Genomic DNA, 19025 nt, shown 5'->3' with positions numbered 1-19025 from the left:
GAATGAGATATGTAATAATTGGAAATTCAGCAGCTGCCGTAGGAGCAGTTGAAGGAATAAGAAAAATAGATAAAGATGGAGAGATAATAATAATAAGTAAAGAACCTTATCATGTATATTCAAGACCCCTTATATCTTATTTATTATATGGAAAAACTACTGAAGAGAATATGAAATATAGAAGCGAAGATTTTTATGATGTTATGAAATGTAAGGTGTTTTTTAACAAAGAGGTAATTAAGATAAATAACGAAGAAAAACAGGTGCAGCTAAATGATAATACTATTATAGATTACGATAAATTATTAGTAGCCACAGGGTCAAGACCTTTTATACCTCATATGGAAGGTTTAGAGACTGTAAAAAATAAATTTACTTTTATGTCTTTAGATGATGCTAAAAACTTAGAAAAGGCTATTTCTCCCCATAGTAAGGTTTTAATAATAGGAGCAGGATTAATTGGATTAAAATGTGCTGAAGGTATTTCTAAAAAAGTAGAAAGCATTACTGTAGTAGATTTAGCAGATAGAATATTATCAAGTATTTTAGATAAAGAAGGAGCCAAAATAGTCCAGTCTCATATAGAGAAAAAAAATATTCAATTTTTCTTAGATAATAAAGTTGAAAAATTTATAGATAATAAAGCCATTTTAGCTAAGGGAGAAGAAATAGATTTTGATATTTTAGTTCTTGCTGTAGGAGTTAGACCTAATATTGAATTAATAAAAGAAATTAAAGGCGAGGTAAATAGAGGGATTGTAATTGATGAGTTTTGCGAAACATCTATAGAAGATATATATGCAGCAGGAGATTGCTGTGAATCTTTTGATATAACTACTAATCAAAATAGAGTTTTAGCATTATTACCTAATGCTTATATGCAGGGTGAATGTGCAGGAATTAATATGGCTGGAGGAGAAAAAAAGTTTGGTAAAGCAATCCCTATGAACTCCATAGGTTTTTTTGGACTTCATATGGTAACAGCTGGAAGTTATGTAGGTGAAGTTTATACTAAAAATGAGAATAATAATTATAAAAAACTTTTTGTAAAAGATGGATTATTAAAGGGATATATTATGATAGGAGATATAAATAAAGCAGGAATTTATACTAGTTTAATTAGAGAAAAAACTCCTATTTCTGAGATAGATTTTGAATTGATTTGCAATAAACCTAGTTTAATGGCTTTTTCAAAAATAGAACGTAAGAAGAAACTAGGAGGGATAAAATGAATATAGATGCTAAGAATTTGCATTTCAAGGAATTGAATAGAAAAATAAAAGATAGTATGGATAAAGATATTGTCATAGATAACTGTATAGGCCAAAGATATATAGCCAGTGGAGAAAAAGGGAAAAATATCATTATAAACGGTGTTCCAGGAAATGCTCTTGGTTGTTATTTAAACGGAAGCACAGTAAGGGTAAATGGGAATGCTCAAGATGCAACAGGAGATACTATGAATGATGGGACAATTTATATACATGGACATTGTGGAGATGCTTGTGGATATGCCATGAGAGGCGGAAAAATTTTTATAAGAGATAATGCAGGATATAGAACCGGTATTCATATGAAACAATATAAAGATAAAAAACCAGTAATAGTTATTGGAGGAAAAGTGGGAAGTTTTTTAGGTGAATATCTTGCAGGTGGCATTATAATAGTGTTAGGATTAAATAGTAAGGATTCTATTCCTGTAGGAGATTTTTGTGGAACTGGTATGCATGGAGGGAAAATTTATTTAAGAAGTGATGATCTTCCGAAAGATCTTCCAAAACAGGTTATATCAAGAAAAGCAACAAAAGAAGATATGGAAGAGGTTAAAGAATATATAGAAGAATTTTGTAATGAATTTAAAGTAGACATAGAAGATGTTTTAAAGGAAAATTTCTTTTGTTTAATACCAGATACAAAGAATCCTTACAGACAACTATATACCCATAATTAAAGGAGGTTTTGGGTATGACATATACCATGAAAGAGGTATTAGAATTTGTAAAAGAAAATGATGTAAAATTTATTAGGCTGGCATTTTGCGACATTCTAGGAATTCAAAAAAATATTTCTATTTTGCCTGAAGAATTGGAAAGAGCTTTTGAACAAGGGATATCCTTTGATGCTTCTTCTATTTTAGGGTTTATGGATGTTGAAAAATCTGACCTATTTTTATATCCTGACCCATCTACTTTAAGTATTTTGCCTTGGAGACCCCAGCAGGGAAGAGTAATAAGATTTTTTTGTGATATAAAACATCCTGATAAACAAGAATTTGAAGGAGATACAAGAAATATTTTAAAAAAAGCTATAAATAGGGCACAAAAGATGGGATATATATGTAAAATAGGTTCAGAATGTGAATTTTATCTTTTTGAAACAGATGAAAAGGGAAATCCTACTTATATTCCTTATGATGAAGGAGGATATTTAGACATTTCTCCCCTTGATAAAGGAGAAAATATAAGAAGAGAAATTTGTTTATCCCTTGAGCAAATGGGAATTCAGCCTGAAAGTTCTCATCATGAGCAGGGGCCTGGACAAAATGAAATAGATTTTAAGTATAATGATGCTCTTATAGCAGCGGATAATCTTATTACCTTTAAATCAGTAGTTAAAGCTATTGCATCCATAAATGGACTTTTTGCATCCTTTATGCCTAAGCCTATTATTGATGCAAGTGGAAGTGGACTGCATATAAATTTATCTCTTTTTAAAAATGGATTAAATATTTTTAGAGATCATAATAATCAAGAAGCTAAAAGTTTTATTGCTGGGGTTATAGATAAAATATTAGATATAACTGCATTTTCTAATCCAACTACAAATTCTTATGCTCGTTTAGGAAGTTATAGAGCTCCCAAATATATATCTTGGTCCCACCAGAATCGTTCGCAACTTATAAGGATTCCTGCTGAAACAGGAGAATATAGCAGGATGGAACTTCGTTCACCAGATCCATCTTGTAATCCTTATATTGTTTTTGCTATGATTTTACATGCCGGACTAGATGGAATAGAAAAAAAATTAGAACTTCCAGATCCAATTAATATTAATTTATATACTACTAATATTAATGAATTACAGAATATAAAAGCTCTTCCTGACAATTTAAAAGAGGCGTTAGACATTGCCTCTAAAAGTAATTTTGTAAAAAATATTTTAGGAGAAGAAATGATAAATAAATATTTACAAATAAAGTTAAAAGAATGGGATATGTATTCTAAAAGTTCTGATAAAAATCAAGTAGACAGGGAGATGTATTTTAAAATAATATAAATTTCAAAAAAAGTCGGTGGTGCCATGGAGAGTGTTTTAATTGTATCAAGTTCGGAGAAAATTCGTTCTTCATTAGAAAAAATTTTAAAAGCTAATTCTTATAAAGAAATAATATCTGTAAAAAATGCTAGCGAAGCAAAAAGAATATTAATAGAAAGAGATTTTGACTTATGTATTGTTAATACGCCGCTAACAGATGAGTTTGGAACTAATTTTGCAATAGATATAGTCAGTAGAGGAACAATACAAGTTATGTTAATAGTTAAAAGTGAATTAGAAGATGAAATATGTGCAAAAGTTGAAAATTTTGGAGTGTTTGTTGTACCTAAACCAGTAAATCCTAAAGTTTTTTGGAGTGCTCTAAAGCTTATGAGTGCTGCCTATAATAGGATAAGAGGACTTAAAAATGAAAATACACAGTTGCAGAAAAAAATAGAGGATATTCGTCTTGTAGATAGAGCGAAATGTATTCTTATAGAATATTTAAAAATGACAGAAGCAGAGGCTCATAGATTTATAGAAAAACAGGCAATGGATAGACGTATGACTAAAAGAAAAATAGCAGAAAAGATTTTAAAAACCTATGAGAAGTAGGAAGTACATAGGAGGATGAAAATGGAATTAAAATTTACTAAAATGCAAGGCTGTGGCAATGATTATATATATTTTGATTGTACTAAAGAAGAATTAAAAAATCCGGAGGAATTAGCTAAAATTTTATCTGATAGACATTTTGGAATTGGTGGAGACGGTATTGTAATGATATGTAAATCTAATGTAGCAGATGCAAAGATGAGAATGTTTAATGCAGATGGCAGCGAAGGGAAAATGTGTGGAAATGCTATTAGATGTGTAGGGAAATATCTTTATGATAATCATATGGTTAATAAAGATGAAATTACAATAGATACTTTAAGTGGTATAAAAAAATTAAAATTATATATTAAGGATAATAAAGTAGATTCGGCTCGTGTGAATATGGGAAAAGCAGAATTTGATCCTAAAAAAATACCTGTGAAATTAGAGGGAGAAAAAATAATAAATAAAGAAGTTAATATAGGTAATAAATCATATAATATTACTTGTGTATCTATGGGGAATCCCCATTGTGTAGTTTTTATGGATAATATAAAAGATATTGATATTAAAAAGATAGGTATGGAATTTGAATATTCACCTCTTTTTCCTGAAAGGGTAAATACAGAATTTGTAAAAGTTATAAATGAAAATACTATAGAAATGAGAGTATGGGAAAGAGGCAGTGGAGAAACCTTAGCTTGTGGAACGGGAGCTTGTGCTGCAGCTGTAGCATCAGTAGAAAATGGATTTTGTAAAAAAGGAGACGATATTAAAGTAATTCTTCTTGGAGGAGAATTAATTATAAATTATACTGATGAAAGAGTTCTTATGACAGGTAAAGCTACTAAGGTTTTTGAAGGAGTTATCTCATTAGAAAACTAATATACGTAAAAATAAAAATAGATTTTATGGAGGTATTAAAATTGCAAATAAATGATAATTATTTAAACTTAAAAGACAGTTATTTATTTTCTACAATTGCTAAGAAAGTATCTCAGTATAAAGAAAAATATCCTGAAAAAAAAGTTATTAGTTTAGGAATAGGAGATGTGACACTGCCTCTTTGTGAAACAGTAGTAGAAGCAATGAAAAATGCTGTTTTGGAAATGGGTACCAAAGAAGGTTTTAGAGGGTATGGACCAGAGCAAGGATATGGATTTTTAAAATTAGCTGTTATGAATTATTATAAAGATAGAAATATATCTTTAGATGAAAATGAAATCTTTATTAGTGATGGAGCAAAAAGTGATCTGGGAAATATTTTAGACATTTTTAGTCAAGATAATACAGTATTAATTCCAGATCCTGTATATCCTGTTTATGTAGATACTAATATTATGGCTGGAAGAAAGATACTTTATATGGATGCTAATGAAGAAAATAATTTTCTACCTATGCCAGATAAAAATATAAAAGCTGATATAATATATCTTTGTTCTCCTAATAATCCAACAGGTGCTGTTTATAATAAAAATCAATTAAAAGCATGGGTAGATTATGCCCTAGATTGTGGAGCAATAATTCTTTTTGATGCTGCCTATGAAGCCTTTATTCAAGATAAAGATTGTCCTAGAAGTATTTATGAAATAGAAGGAGCTAAAAAATGTGCCATTGAATTTTGCTCCCTTTCTAAAACAGCAGGATTTACTGGAACAAGATGTGGTTATACCATAGTTCCTAATGCCCTTATTTTTGACAATACTAGTTTAAATAAATTATGGCTTCGCAGACAAACTACTAAATTTAATGGAGTTCCATATATTATTCAAAGAGGTGCCGAAGCAGTTTTTACAGAAAAAGGACAAAAAGAAATTAAAGAAAATATAAAATATTATTTAGAAAATGCGAGAATCATTTCTGAAACTTTATCTAAAATGGGAATTTGGTTTGTAGGAGGAAAGAATTCACCATATATTTGGCTTAAATGCCCAAATAATATGAGTTCTTGGGAGTTTTTTGATTATCTTCTTGAAAATGCAAATATAGTTGGAACGCCTGGAGCAGGTTTTGGAAAGAATGGAGAAGGATTCTTTAGACTTAGTTCCTTTGGTAATCGAGAAGATGTTATAAAAGCTATGGAAAAAATATCAACAATAAAATAATGCAACTTTATAAGCCGTAATTCATATAATAATTATTGACAAAGGTGTCACAGTAAGTGATACCTTTTTTTGATTAAAAATAATTTATATGAATTGGACGGTGTATAAGTATGTGTGGAATCGCAGGATGGATAGATTATAACAAAAATTTAAGAAGTAAGGAAAATATTATTGATAAAATGTCTAAAACATTAATTAATCGTGGTCCCGATGCCCATGGAGTTTATCTTAAAGAAAAAATATGTTTAATTCATAGAAGATTAATTGTAGTGGACCCTGAACATGGAACCCAGCCTATGACTTTAGAAAAAGGAAATAATAAATATACTATGGTATATAATGGAGAACTTTATAATACCGAAGATCTTAGAAAAGAACTTTTAAATTATGGATATGATTTTAGAGGACATTCAGACACAGAGGTATTATTAACAGCATTTATTCATTGGAAAGAATCCTGTCTTGAAAAACTCAATGGTATATATGCTTTTGCTATATGGGATGAAAAAGAAGAAAAATTATTTATGGCTCGGGATAGAATGGGAGTAAAACCATTATTTTTCTATATTAATAATGGGAGTATGATTTTTGGTTCTCAAATAAAGACTCTTCTTGCAAATCCCTTAGTAAAACCTGTTATTGATGAACAAGGACTAAGTGAAATATTTCTTTTAGGACCGGGAAGAACCAGTGGACAGGGAATAATAAAGGGAATTAAGGAATTAAAGCCAGGAGAGTATGCAATTTTTGATGAAAATGGTTTAAAAATAAAAACCTATTGGAAGTTAAAGGCTAAGGAACATTTAGATGATATTAATACCACAGTGGAAAAAATGCGATTTTTAATAAAAGATGCTGTAAAACGCCAATTAGTTTCAGATGTTTCCTTATGCTGTTTTTTATCTGGTGGACTTGATTCAAGTATTATTTCTAATTTGGCTGCTAAGGAATATAAAGCGAATAATAAAGGAAAACTTCATACTTATTCTGTAGATTATGTAGATAACCAGCAATATTTTAAAGCAAGTCTTTTTCAACCAAATTCCGATAAAACATATATTAATATGATGGTTAATCAGATTGATTCCATTCATCATGAAGTAATAATTGACAATAGTTTATTAGCGGACGCCTTAGAAGATGCTGTTATAGCTAGAGATTTGCCTGGTATGGCAGATATAGACTCTTCACTACTTTTATTTTGTAAGGAAGTTAAAAAGGATTTTACAGTTGCAATTTCTGGGGAATGTGCTGATGAAATATTTGGAGGATATCCTTGGTATCATAATAAAGATATTTTATTTCAAGAAACTTTTCCATGGTCTCCTTCCTTAGAGCTTAGAAAAAGTATTCTAAAAAAAGAATTCATAAAAAATGGAGAAGAATATGTAAAAGAACAATATGAAAATACTATAAGAAATACAGATACTTTGCCTAATGATAGCAAACTAGATATTCGAATGAAACAAATGTTTATGCTTAATATTAATTGGTTTATGCAAACTTTATTAGATAGAAAAGATAGAATGAGTATGTATAATGGATTGGAAGTAAGAGTTCCTTTTTGCGATCATCGTATAGTAGAATATGCTTATAATATGCCATGGGAAATAAAAGCTTTAGATGGAAGGGAAAAAGGAATAGTTAGAAAAGCCATGGAAGGAATATTACCAGAAGAAATTGTATGGCGTAAAAAAAGTCCTTATCCTAAAACTCATAATCCTAAATATTTCAAAAAGGTTAGTGAAGAAGTCAAAGCCTTATATAATAAGAAAAATTCTTTAATACATGAATTGATAAATTGGGATATAGTAAAAGATATAATTGTAAATCCTAATAAGTATACTCATCCTTGGTATGGTCAATTAATGACTGCTCCTCAAATGCTTGCTTATATTTTACAAGTTCATATTTGGCTAGAGAATTTTAATATTGAAGTTGAAGGGATATAATATTTAAAAATTATTGAACTGATATATTTTAAATGCACTTATAAATAAATCTTTTTAAGAAGATTTATCTTATAAGTGCATTTATTATGTAAAAAAACAACATTATCTTGAATCCAATATTTTCATAATATATAATTAAATTATCACGTAATGTATTATTTTGTATATAAATATATATTTTACATTTTAAAAAATTAATTCTTAAATTACAATTATTTTAAAAATAAAACAAGGGAGATGAAAATATGTCATATTTAGACGAAGAAATTGCCAAAATAGAAAAAGAATTTATTAAAAGAGAAGAAACTATGACAAATTTTAAAATAGAAGAATTAAACGAAAATCAAGAAAAAAATCCACCTCAAACTTATTCAGAGGAAGAAGATTATTTTTCAGAAGAAGAAATAAAAAAAGCAATAGAAAAAAATCTCTTAGAAAAAGATAATTTGAAAATTATTTTTTCTGAAACTTCTTTTTTTGATGGACGTATATCTATGAAATTTCCCAAAGATTTTTTTGAATTAAAAGCTGATAAAGAAGGATATTTAGTTTATATGAATGTAGAAGAAGGGATGAATTGTATATTTAATTATGTACCGGGGGAAGGAAGTATTGATTTACAAAAAATCAAAAAAAATATAAAAGATGGGATGAAAGCATCTAAAGTAAAAACAAAATGGATTGAAGAAGGAGCAAAAAAAGTAAGCGGACATTTTGTAGGATATTGTATTTTATTAAATTTTATTCCTAATGAAGAAATATTTAATTATATGATATTTACACCGGTAAATGATGGACATGTCATAATTAATTTTAATGGGAATAAGAAAAATTATAATTTATGGAAATTAATAGCTAAAGAACTTATGCAAACAATACAAGTATAAATTCTAAATATAAGAATTGTAGGAGGGATAATTTATTATGGATAATCAAAAAGAAACTTTAACAGAAGTTACTTATGAACATATAAAAGTAACACCATTTGAACTGGTTAACTTAGAAGAGCTTATTATAACTAAAGAAATTAATGACCATGGAAGGCTTTATTTTACAGGGAAAGTGCCAGAAGAAGTAAAGGATGAATATATTAATTTAGCTACTTTTGGAAAGGTAGTTCAAGTAGTTCAAAATAAAGATGGAAAAACTAAAATTCTTTTTAGTGGAATAATTAAAGATATTAGTATTCAGGCTGAAGGAGAGTTATATCAGCTGACAGTTAATGCCATAACTCATACATTTTTAATGGATATTAAAATAAAAAAACGTTCTTTTCAAGATATAAATATGACATATTCAGCTTTAGTTAAAAATATTGTATCTGAATATTCTAGTGGAGGAGTTTTATTTAAATGCGAAGATAAGCCTTTAGGAAAATTTGTAATACAGTATAAAGAAACAGATTGGGAATTTATAAAAAGAATGGCTTCAAGATTTAATCAAGGACTATTTCCAAGCTTTAGTCATACTAGTCCCAAATTCTTTTTTGGTCCTCCTAAATTAAATAATAACGTAGTATTAGATGAATACGTTTTTTCTGTGAAAAAAGATTTAGGCAATTATAAATATTTAAGTTCTAATTATATTTCAGATATTAGTAATTTAGATTTTGTAGAATATGATATAGAAACATATAAGCAGCTAGAATTAGGAGAAGAAGTTATTTATAAACAACTTAAATTTTTCGTAAAAAATGCAAAAATGTATTTCAAAGATGGAGTTTTACGTAATAATTACAAAATCTGTACTTTAAAAGGATTAAAACAAAGATATTTTGAAAATCCACATCTGCAGGGAGTATCTATTATGGGACAGGTATTAGATATTCAAAGAGATAGGGTAAAAGTTCATATGTATGAAATAGATGAAAAACAAGATATAAATAAAGCTTATTGGTTTCCATATTCAGCAATGTATGCATCAGAAGATGGAAGCGGATGGTATTGTATGCCTGAAAAAGGCGATGATGTAAGAATTGAATTTCCTAATACAAATGAAGAAAATGCTTTTGCAGTTAGTTCTATTAGTAAATATAATCCTAAAGTATCTGACCCAAAAGAGGATAGGATGGGAGATTATCAAGTAAGATACATAAGAAATCCACAAGGGATGGAGATTTCTCTTACACCTAGTCAAGTTATTATTAGTGCTAATGGAAAGGGAACTATTATAATGGATGAAAAAGGGAATATTAGTATTTATGCTAATAAAAAATTATCCTTAAAATCTGATAAAGAAATCACTATTTCAGCAGAAGATTCTATAAATGTAAAAGCTTCTAATAAAATTAATTTAAGTTGTGCAGACAAAGCAGAAATAATTTTAAATAAAGACGGAGTAGCAGAAATAAAAGGAGAAGAAGTATTCACAAATTAAAGTATTAAGAAGGTGGTTATTTGAATAGAAAAGAAGCATTACAACATTTTTATGAAAAATATGGAGATAAGAAAAATTTTGAAAAGATATTGGAATTAGATAGATTTTGTAAAGAAAATATAGAATTTCTAACAGATAAATTTTGTGAAGCATTTAAAAAGTTATGCAATAAAATTATTTCATTACAACAATCTGGAGAAAAGGGGAAAATAAGTTTTATAAATTTTCAAATTTTAAGAACGGATATTTTACAAAAAAAATATAGAATTTTAATTACAGCTTATGATAAAAATTTTTATCTTGATAAAAAACCTGTACAAGTTGATTTTGAAATGAAGGAAATGTTTACATATCTTAACGATTTAGAAGAATATTTATTAAAAAATTATAAGCAATATGTAGGGAAGATAAATGTAGATGATATAAGTGTAATAATACAAATGCAAGTTATAAATTATATAAGATATATTATTAATATTTCAAGAATTGCTATAAGAAAAATAAAAAACCTTTCTTATTTTACTGAAATAGAAAAGGAAGAAGATTTTTATATAAGTACAGGAGAATATAAAGATTATTCAGAATTAATATATTTTAAAACGAAGCAAAATACAAATATTGAGGAAATAAGAGATTCTATAAATGGTAAGAAAAAAGGGAATTTTCATTTTAACTCATATACAGATTTAGATTTAAGTGATTTAGATTTAAGAAATATAAATTTTTGCTTTTCCGATTTTACTAATTCTAAATTAAGTAGATCTGATATGAGGGTTTCATATTTTATATGTACTGATTTTTCAAATTGTAAAATGGATTTCGTAAATTTAAATTATTCAATACTTCATGATGCTAATTTTGAAAATTGCAACCTATATGGAGCAGATCTTATAGGGATAATGGGAGGACTTACAGAACCTAAAGAAGATATGTTTTATTCTCCAGGATTTAGTGGAATTAATTTTGCTGGAGCAAATTTATCAGAAGTTGACTTTAGTAATGGTGATTTATCAGGAGCAGATTTTAGAGGTGCAGTATTTGATAATACAAATTTTACAGGAACTAACCTTAATAAAGCTATTTTTGAAAAAGAATCAATAGACAAGCTTGATTTATCCAAAGAACAATTAAGATCAATTATTATCCAATAGGAGGAGTTACTATGGAATATTTTATGCTTTCTCAAAAGAAAAATATACCAAATACAGTTAATTTATATATTACTACAGACAAATTTTATCAAAGACAACAAGTAATAGATAAAGAACAAGCAGATGAAGTTAATGAAGTTACTAATATATTTGTAGAAAGCAATAAAAATAATTTTTATCCTGATGTGATAGATACTCCCATATTTTTAGTTTCAGACAATATTAAAAAATTAATAGAATGTTATGATGATTCTCCCATAAATAAATGTGTAGTTTTAACTGATTCTATTTTAAAAGAACAAAGAATATATTGGTTAATGCTTTTAGATAAAATAGACTGTCTTTCAGAGAAAACAGAATTTAAAAAAGATAACACACTTAAAAAATTAGTGTTGGATAAAAAGAAAATTGGTAATAAAAAAATATTTAGAATTGACGGGATAGTAGAAAAAATAGTAGTTGTAAATCTAGATATTGCTGAAAGTTTGCTGAGAAGATTTCTATCAGGAATAGAATTAACCAAAATAGAAAGTGTTTAATTAAAGATGATTTTAGTGAAAAAGAATACTTTATATAAAAATAATTTTATATTTTTAATGTAAGGAGTGATTAAACTATGGATAAATTTGATAATGAAGAAAATTTCTCAAAAGAAAATACAGCACAAGGTACGTCAAAAGATTCAGCAACGGATAAAATGATAAATGATGCATTAAAAAGAGGCCAAGAACAAGTGAAAAATATAGAAAAAATGAGTTATGTAGTTCATGGTGCCATGGTGCAATGCGAATTTGGAAGTCGTCCAGGAAGGTTAATAGTACCTAAAAGTCATGGTGTTTATTTGAGAAAGAAGGCACAAATAATTAAAACAGATAGTAAACCTTTAGTAAATGTACAATCAATGGGAATATGTTCTGCGGGAGCTCAAAACCCAGTGGAATATGAAGAAGAAAAAAAGGGAAAAAAATCAATTTTTTCTTTGTTTTTTGGTAAAAAAAAGAAAAAAAAGAAAGTATCATTAGAGGACTTAGCATGCCAATGTATTCCGCAAATAGCTATGGATTGGCAAAATACTAAAGAAGATGTTCTTATTGATGGAGAAGAAGCCATAACAAATAAATCTTTTCTTGTTTGCATGAAAGGAGGAGTTATAACTATTTGTGATGATGGGCAGTTAGATGAATCATATGATATAAAGGAAAAGTCAAATGATACTATAAATGTAGATGAGGATAAAAATATGGCTCAAAATATAGTAGAGAATGATAAAAATATATCAAATGAAGAAATAAGCGATCCAAATTGGATTCCCGATGTTATGCAATTAAATGGGACAACAGAGTCTGAAAAATATTTGTCTAAGCGTATAAATAATTTAAATAATAGGATTAGTGACGAAAATCTAAAATGGAATCAGGAAAAGATTAATCAAATTTGGGATACGTCAAAAATTATCTATGATGAATATGACATTCAAATTGACCCACGGCTTTTACTCGCAATTATTTTTCAGGAAGGAACAGGAAGTTTTAATACAAGTGCAACCAATAGAGCTGCAGATGGACAGCATGGTGTAGAAAAAGATTTTGCAAAGGATTTGATGAAAGCTAATAATCTTGTTTTTGGGAAAATGCTTGGATATGCATATTATGGAGATAAATTTAATCAAACTGTAAAGAATAATAATGATAAAGCAGGAATTTCAGGAGATGGAAACTTTTTTCAGTATGCAAATTGGTATACTCCAATCATAGATTTAAAAAGAGGAAAGGTTAGATATGGTGTATATGCTGGACATGGTGCTTGGCACAAAGGAGTATCTACAATATATGAAAATTTAAGTTATGATGGTGCAGCATCACAGTATTCTGACTATTTATCAAGTATAAGTAAAGATACCATATTAAAGATAGCTGATGATATTAATTTACCAGATATTAATTTTACATATGATCAATCTGCACAAGACCATTTAGGGAATCCTAATGGAGAATATATTATTAAGGTTGATGATTAATAGATAAAAGGAGGAGCAAAATGAAAAGGTTTAGGGTATATTTGTTAATTATTATAGTTATGTTATTTACATCAGCTTGTAATAATGAGAGTAAAATAGAAGAAACTAAAGAATCAATTAGTGAATTTATTATTATGTTTGACAATATTATACATGAAGAAGATATAGATGGATTTTTAAATTTCATTGATGAAAATGGGATATATTCTATCACTTATTTTGATGATGGAAGAGATGAGAATAGAGCAGTTTTAGTGTTTAAAGAGGATGTTAGAGAAGATTTATTTCTCGTAAGTTCTCAAAGTGGGAAAGCTGGTATTTCTTTAGGAGGTGGATTAACATTTCCAGGGAGAATTGAGGATGTTTATTTTAATGATTTTGAGATAGAAGATAATATATTATCAAATATTGATTGGAAAGTAAAAGATGAAAAAGTTATACAAAAACAACTTCCGGATATTCTAAATGGATTAAAAGAGATTATATTAAAAAACAATGAATGTATTCCTCAAGTTTTTAGATTATCAGAAAATATGTATGCATTTTCATATAGTGATATAGATGAGGAAGAACCTCAATATTTTTATGGCTACTGGATACTTTTTGAAGAGATTGACGGCTCATATTATATTAGAGCAATAATAGAATTACAATAATATTTATTTTTTTATTATTTAATTTACTATTTTTTCATAAAAAGGGTGTAAAAATAATTAATTATACAATTTGTATATTTATAAATTAATAAATATATATGGAATAGAAAATAAGTTTATATAAGAAAAGGAATTAAATTTACAACGTAGATATAAATTTTTGAATGTATTAAACAACAAAAAAAGTAAAATTATATATTGAATCCAATAATTTCATCATATATAATTATAATACATAAAAATATATTTATTTACATTTAATATTATATTTTAAATTTTTGGAATAAAATTGTGCAAATAGATTCATAGGTAAGGGGAATTTAGAATGAAGTTTAAATACAAAAATTTAGAAATAGATTTTACAAGAAGTCTTAAAAATATAACAGATTTCAAAATAACTAAAGAAATTAACCAGCATACTAGATTATACATAAAAGGTATTGTGCCTGATTATGAAAAAGAAAAATATGCATTAGAAATTAACTTAGATGACAAAATAAAAGTTGTCAATTTAGAAGATGAAAATGTGATATTTTGCGGTTCTGTAGATGATATCTGTATAAAAATGGTTAATAATGTATATTACATAGAAATAGAAGCTGTATCTTATACCTATGATTTAGACATTAAGAAAAAGTATCGTTCTTTTCAAGATTTAAATATGACTTATAGGGATGTTATTAAAGAAGTTTTAGCGGACTATAAACAGGTAGATTTTATCGATACAGTTACAAATAAAGAAAAAATAAAAGATATAATAGTTCAATATAATGAGACCGATTGGGAATTTATAAAACGTTTAGCATCTCATTTTAATGCTGGGCTTGTAGTAGATGAAAAAGAATTTTTTCCTAGATTTTATTTTGGTTTACCAAAAAGATATGAAATAAATACTATAGAAACTCCTAAATATAAAAGAGAAAAAAATCTAGAAGATTATATTAAAACAGCAGTTAATTTTAATTCTAGTATAAAATCATGGGATAAAATAACTTATAAAATAGAAACTTATACATATTTAGATATATGTGAAAAAATAAAATACAGAAATGAACCTTTAGTAATTACAAAAGCTGAAACATATGTAAAGAAGGAAGAATTATTACACAGATATATACTAAGTACTCAAAGGGGAGCAAGTCAAAACTTTATAGAAAATAAAAATATTCAAGGTGCAAAAATAGAAGGAATAGTAAAAGAAATAAGTCGCAACAAAATGCGAGTACATTTAAATATTGATAAAGAATACAAAGAAAAAAATAATAAATTTATACCCTATGCTGGGGGAATTAATAATGAATTAGGATATTACATGCCTAAGATAGGAAGTAGTGTTTATGTATATTTTCCCAATACTAATGAAGGAAATGCCATAATAACAGAATGTATTAGAAAAGGTAGTGCCGGGCATGATAGGATGCAAGATCCTAGGGAAAAACATCTTAGAAATGAATTTGGTAAAGAAGTTCGTCTAGGGCATAAGGATATGGAATTTACTACTGGAAATGATGATATCAAAATTAATATGACAAAAGATGGGGTTATAGATATCCATTCTCCAAAATCTATAGAAATTAAAGCTGAAACTAATATCAATATAGGAGAGCAAGAAGAAATAGAATCCTATGTAAAGTGGATAGAAATTCCTAATTCCATAGCTGAAAATATAAATATAAACGCAGGAAAAGAATTAAAAATTCAAGTTGGAGATTATGATTTTGACTTCTTATTTATGGATGAAGAGTCTTATATTTTTGAGAGAGCTCATAAAAATATAAAAATAGAAGGAAGTCTAAAAAAACCTCCATTACAAGATTATTCAGAAGAAATAAATAAAGCACTAGAAGAAGATAAAAAAGCCTTAGAAGATATAAGAGAACAAATAGAAAAAGCTGCTAAAAAATCTGCAAGACAAAAACTATTTAGTGGATTAAAAGCATTGGCTATAGGAGTTGCTGCAGTAGGATTTGCTGTGGCTACAATAGCAACAGGAGGAGCTACATTAGCTGTTGCAGGTGCTGTATTAGGAGGAATTGCTGGTGGAGTAACAGCCCTAGCAGGAGCATCAAATATAATAGAAGGAGTTACTTCTTTTTATGCTATTAGTAAAGGAGATTATAGTGGAGGATATAATCCTCTTAGAGATTCCATACTAGGAGGGAATCAAGAATTATTTGATGCTATTATGTATGGTGGTTGCTTTATTTCAGAGCTTTTTATTAGTTTTGCAGCTCCAGCTACTTTACCTAAGTCAATTGCTACTTTATTTAAAGGAGCATCTGTAAAAACAGCTGCGGGAGGAGCCCTAGGAGGAGGCGGACAAGCTCTAAGTGATATTCTTAATGGTCAAATAAGTAGTTTTGTGGATTATATAAAAGCTGCGGAAAGGGGAAGTTTTACAGGGTTTCTATCTTCAGCAATTCCAGGACCTCCTTGTGGTTCTTCAAAATGGGTAAAACTAGCACATACACAATTATCCAATGCAGGAATGGATGCAATTAATGAATTAACAGAAACAGGAGGAATAGACCTAAAACGATTCACAATAAATCAATTGGCTAGTTTTGGAGGAGCAAGTATTGGAAATATATCTAATAGTAGTTTGGGAAGGTATATAGGAGAAGTAATAGGAGATACTACAGGAGACGTAACATATGTAGTCATGGAAAATCAAGGTATTAGTAATCTTTCAGCAGAAGATAAAAAATATATTATAGATAATCTCGTTCAAAGTTTTATATTCAATGGCATTCAAGCAAGATATGGAGGAGAACCCATAGAAGTAGTAAGAGGACCTTTATCAGAAACTTTTACAGATATAGTTATAAAAGATATAGGATTAGATTTAGAAATAAGAAGATTTTATAACTCCAAAAATCATAGGGTAAGTCAGGTTGGTAAAGGTTGGAATATAAATATAGGAAGTTGTATTGTAAAAGATGAAGAAACCCTTTTAATACAACTACCTGATTCTTCAGTAGAAATGTTTGAAAGAAAAGAAGGTAACTGGGTCAATATAAGGGGAGGTACAAAGTTTTACAACATAATAGAGGATTCTAAAACAGGATATTTTATAATGACAGCCCCTGATAAAAAGACATATTATTACAACGAAAGAGGAAATTTAAGTCTTATAAAAGATAATAATGACAATGCTATAAAAATTAACTACATAGAAGACACAGATATAATAGATACCATAACAACAACAGGAGGTAAAAAACTTAAATTTACCTATAGTGATAATAAAATAAAAACCATAGAAGATAACATAGGAAGAACCATAGAATATACCTATGATGGAGATTTATTAATAAAATCAAAAGATTTTGGTGGAGGAATAACTAGATACGAATACAATCAAGAAGGCTATATAAGTGCCATAATAGATGCTAATGGTATAAAATATGTAGAAAATAAATACGACAAAAAAGGAAGAGTTATCTGGCAGAGGTTTGGAAATAATGAAGAAGTAAAAATTTATTATGATGATAAAAATAAAGAAAATACATTTCACTATCTAAATGAAAATAGAAAAGAAAAATACAAATATAATGAAGATTTATTAGCGACAAAAATAACCTATGACGATAAAACTACAGAAGAATTCGAATATGACCAATGGGGAAATAAAATAAAAATAAAAGATAGAAACGGAAATATAACAAAACAAACCTATGATATAAATGGTAACTTACTTTCAAAAACTTATCCTGATGGTTCCATAGAAAAATATAAATACAACGAAGCAGGATATATTATAAAAGAAGAAAAAGCTAATGGACAAAATATAATAAGAGAATATGATAAAAGAAATAATCTAATAACCGTAAAAGAAGAAATAGAATATGGTAAATATAGCATAACAACCTATGAATATGATAAAAAGGGAAGGGTAATAAAAAAAGTAGACCCTAACAAAAATGAATATATATACAGCTATAAAGATGATTTTGTCCATATGCCAACACAAATAAGAAATCCAGATAAAAGTATAATAACCTTCGAATACGATGAAGTAGGTAGAAAAATAAGTGAAACTATAGATGATGCCAGAACAGAATACGTATATACTAGTCAAGATAGCATTGCCAAAATAATAGACCCTCTAGGTAATATAACTCAAATGCACTACAACCCCATGAATAAGTTAATAATAAAAATTCTTCCAAATGAACAAGGGAAAAAAGGTTTAGGAAAATATTATAAATATGAATACGATTCCTTCGATAGAGAAACAAAAGTAATAGACCCAGAAGGAAATGTATTTGCAAAGAAATTAGATAACTGGGGGAGAGTGCTAAAAGAAATAAATCCTAATACCTATGATGAAAAACTAGACGATGGAGAAGGCATTAGGTATGAATATGACAGTGAAGGAAGAAAAATAAAAGTTATATACCCCGATGGAGGAATACTTAGAATAAAATACGATAGTAATGGAAACAAAATAAAAGAAATACTTCCTCAAAATTATGACCCCAAAAAAGATGATGGAGTAGGAACAACCTATACATATGATAGTAAAAATAGGCTATCTACTATAAGAGACGCTTACGGCAATGTAATAAAAAAATATATATATAACGAAGTAGACCAAGTAATAAAAGAAATAAATGCCAAAGGTTATAAAAGTGGAAAAGATGATGAAAGTCGCTATGGCATCCTTTATAAATATAACAAAGCAGGATGGCTTATAGCAAAATACGAACCCAAAACCATAGATGAAAAAAGTGGACAAGTACTTTATAAAGGAACCTTCTATAAATACGATAAAAATGGAAACGTAATAGAAGAAATAAAAAGCGGTGAATACTTATTAGAAAATGAAAAGCCAACCAAATATAACACCATAAAATATAAATATGACTCCATGAATCGAGTAATAATAGTAGAAGATTCAACAGGAGCATATA

At 27.9% G+C, this 19025-nt stretch carries 14 protein-coding genes; all 14 read left to right on the top strand.

Annotated features, from left to right (window positions below; translation table 11 throughout):
- Nucleotides 1-2 precede the first annotated feature (2 nt).
- Nucleotides 3-1232: an NAD(P)/FAD-dependent oxidoreductase gene (locus tag OM90_RS03995; RefSeq protein WP_058485610.1), complete on the top strand. Its 1230-nt coding sequence runs from the start codon at nucleotides 3-5 to the stop codon at nucleotides 1230-1232.
- Nucleotides 1229-1951: a GltB/FmdC/FwdC-like GXGXG domain-containing protein gene (locus tag OM90_RS03990; RefSeq protein WP_058485609.1), complete on the top strand. Its 723-nt coding sequence runs from the start codon at nucleotides 1229-1231 to the stop codon at nucleotides 1949-1951. The genes OM90_RS03995 and OM90_RS03990 overlap by 4 nt, the downstream gene beginning before the upstream one ends.
- Before the next feature lie 14 nt (nucleotides 1952-1965).
- On the top strand, nucleotides 1966-3276 hold the full coding sequence (glnA, locus tag OM90_RS03985; protein WP_058485608.1) for a type I glutamate--ammonia ligase: 1311 nt from the start codon (nucleotides 1966-1968) through the stop codon (nucleotides 3274-3276).
- 24 nt (nucleotides 3277-3300) lie between these two features.
- Complete coding sequence (locus tag OM90_RS03980; protein ID WP_058485607.1) at nucleotides 3301-3870, top strand: ANTAR domain-containing response regulator; 570 nt, start codon at nucleotides 3301-3303, stop codon at nucleotides 3868-3870.
- Between the two features lie 21 nt (nucleotides 3871-3891).
- Nucleotides 3892-4737 (top strand): diaminopimelate epimerase, encoded by an 846-nt coding sequence (gene dapF, locus OM90_RS03975; RefSeq protein WP_058485606.1) that lies wholly within the window; start codon nucleotides 3892-3894, stop codon nucleotides 4735-4737.
- 26 nt (nucleotides 4738-4763) lie between these two features.
- Nucleotides 4764-5957 (top strand): LL-diaminopimelate aminotransferase, encoded by a 1194-nt coding sequence (locus OM90_RS03970; RefSeq protein WP_058485605.1) that lies wholly within the window; start codon nucleotides 4764-4766, stop codon nucleotides 5955-5957.
- A gap of 110 nt (nucleotides 5958-6067) precedes the next feature.
- On the top strand, nucleotides 6068-7909 hold the full coding sequence (asnB, locus tag OM90_RS03965) for an asparagine synthase (glutamine-hydrolyzing) (protein ID WP_058485604.1): 1842 nt from the start codon (nucleotides 6068-6070) through the stop codon (nucleotides 7907-7909).
- Between the two features lie 245 nt (nucleotides 7910-8154).
- On the top strand, nucleotides 8155-8796 hold the full coding sequence (locus OM90_RS03960; RefSeq protein ID WP_058485603.1) for a hypothetical protein: 642 nt from the start codon (nucleotides 8155-8157) through the stop codon (nucleotides 8794-8796).
- Nucleotides 8797-8833: 37 nt separating this feature from the next.
- A complete protein-coding gene (locus tag OM90_RS03955; RefSeq protein ID WP_058485602.1) occupies nucleotides 8834-10285 on the top strand; it encodes a contractile injection system protein, VgrG/Pvc8 family in 1452 nt (483 codons plus the stop codon).
- 20 nt (nucleotides 10286-10305) lie between these two features.
- Complete coding sequence (locus tag OM90_RS03950; protein ID WP_058485601.1) at nucleotides 10306-11436, top strand: pentapeptide repeat-containing protein; 1131 nt, start codon at nucleotides 10306-10308, stop codon at nucleotides 11434-11436.
- Nucleotides 11437-11447: 11 nt separating this feature from the next.
- Nucleotides 11448-11975: an imm11 family protein gene (locus OM90_RS03945; RefSeq protein ID WP_058485600.1), complete on the top strand. Its 528-nt coding sequence runs from the start codon at nucleotides 11448-11450 to the stop codon at nucleotides 11973-11975.
- 77 nt (nucleotides 11976-12052) lie between these two features.
- Nucleotides 12053-13453: a DUF4280 domain-containing protein gene (locus OM90_RS03940; protein ID WP_058485599.1), complete on the top strand. Its 1401-nt coding sequence runs from the start codon at nucleotides 12053-12055 to the stop codon at nucleotides 13451-13453.
- Between the two features lie 20 nt (nucleotides 13454-13473).
- Nucleotides 13474-14109: a hypothetical protein gene (locus OM90_RS03935; protein WP_058485598.1), complete on the top strand. Its 636-nt coding sequence runs from the start codon at nucleotides 13474-13476 to the stop codon at nucleotides 14107-14109.
- A 325-nt stretch (nucleotides 14110-14434) separates the two neighbouring features.
- On the top strand, nucleotides 14435-19025 hold a 4591-nt coding region (locus OM90_RS03930), incomplete at its 3' end, for a DUF6531 domain-containing protein (RefSeq protein ID WP_242860860.1).

Source organism: Defluviitalea phaphyphila (assembly GCF_001466305.1).
Taxonomy (GTDB): Bacteria; Bacillota; Clostridia; order Lachnospirales; family Defluviitaleaceae; genus Defluviitalea_A; species Defluviitalea_A phaphyphila.
The sequence above is the reverse complement of the archived record's forward strand: the minus strand, read 5'-3'. Positions and strand labels throughout refer to the sequence as shown.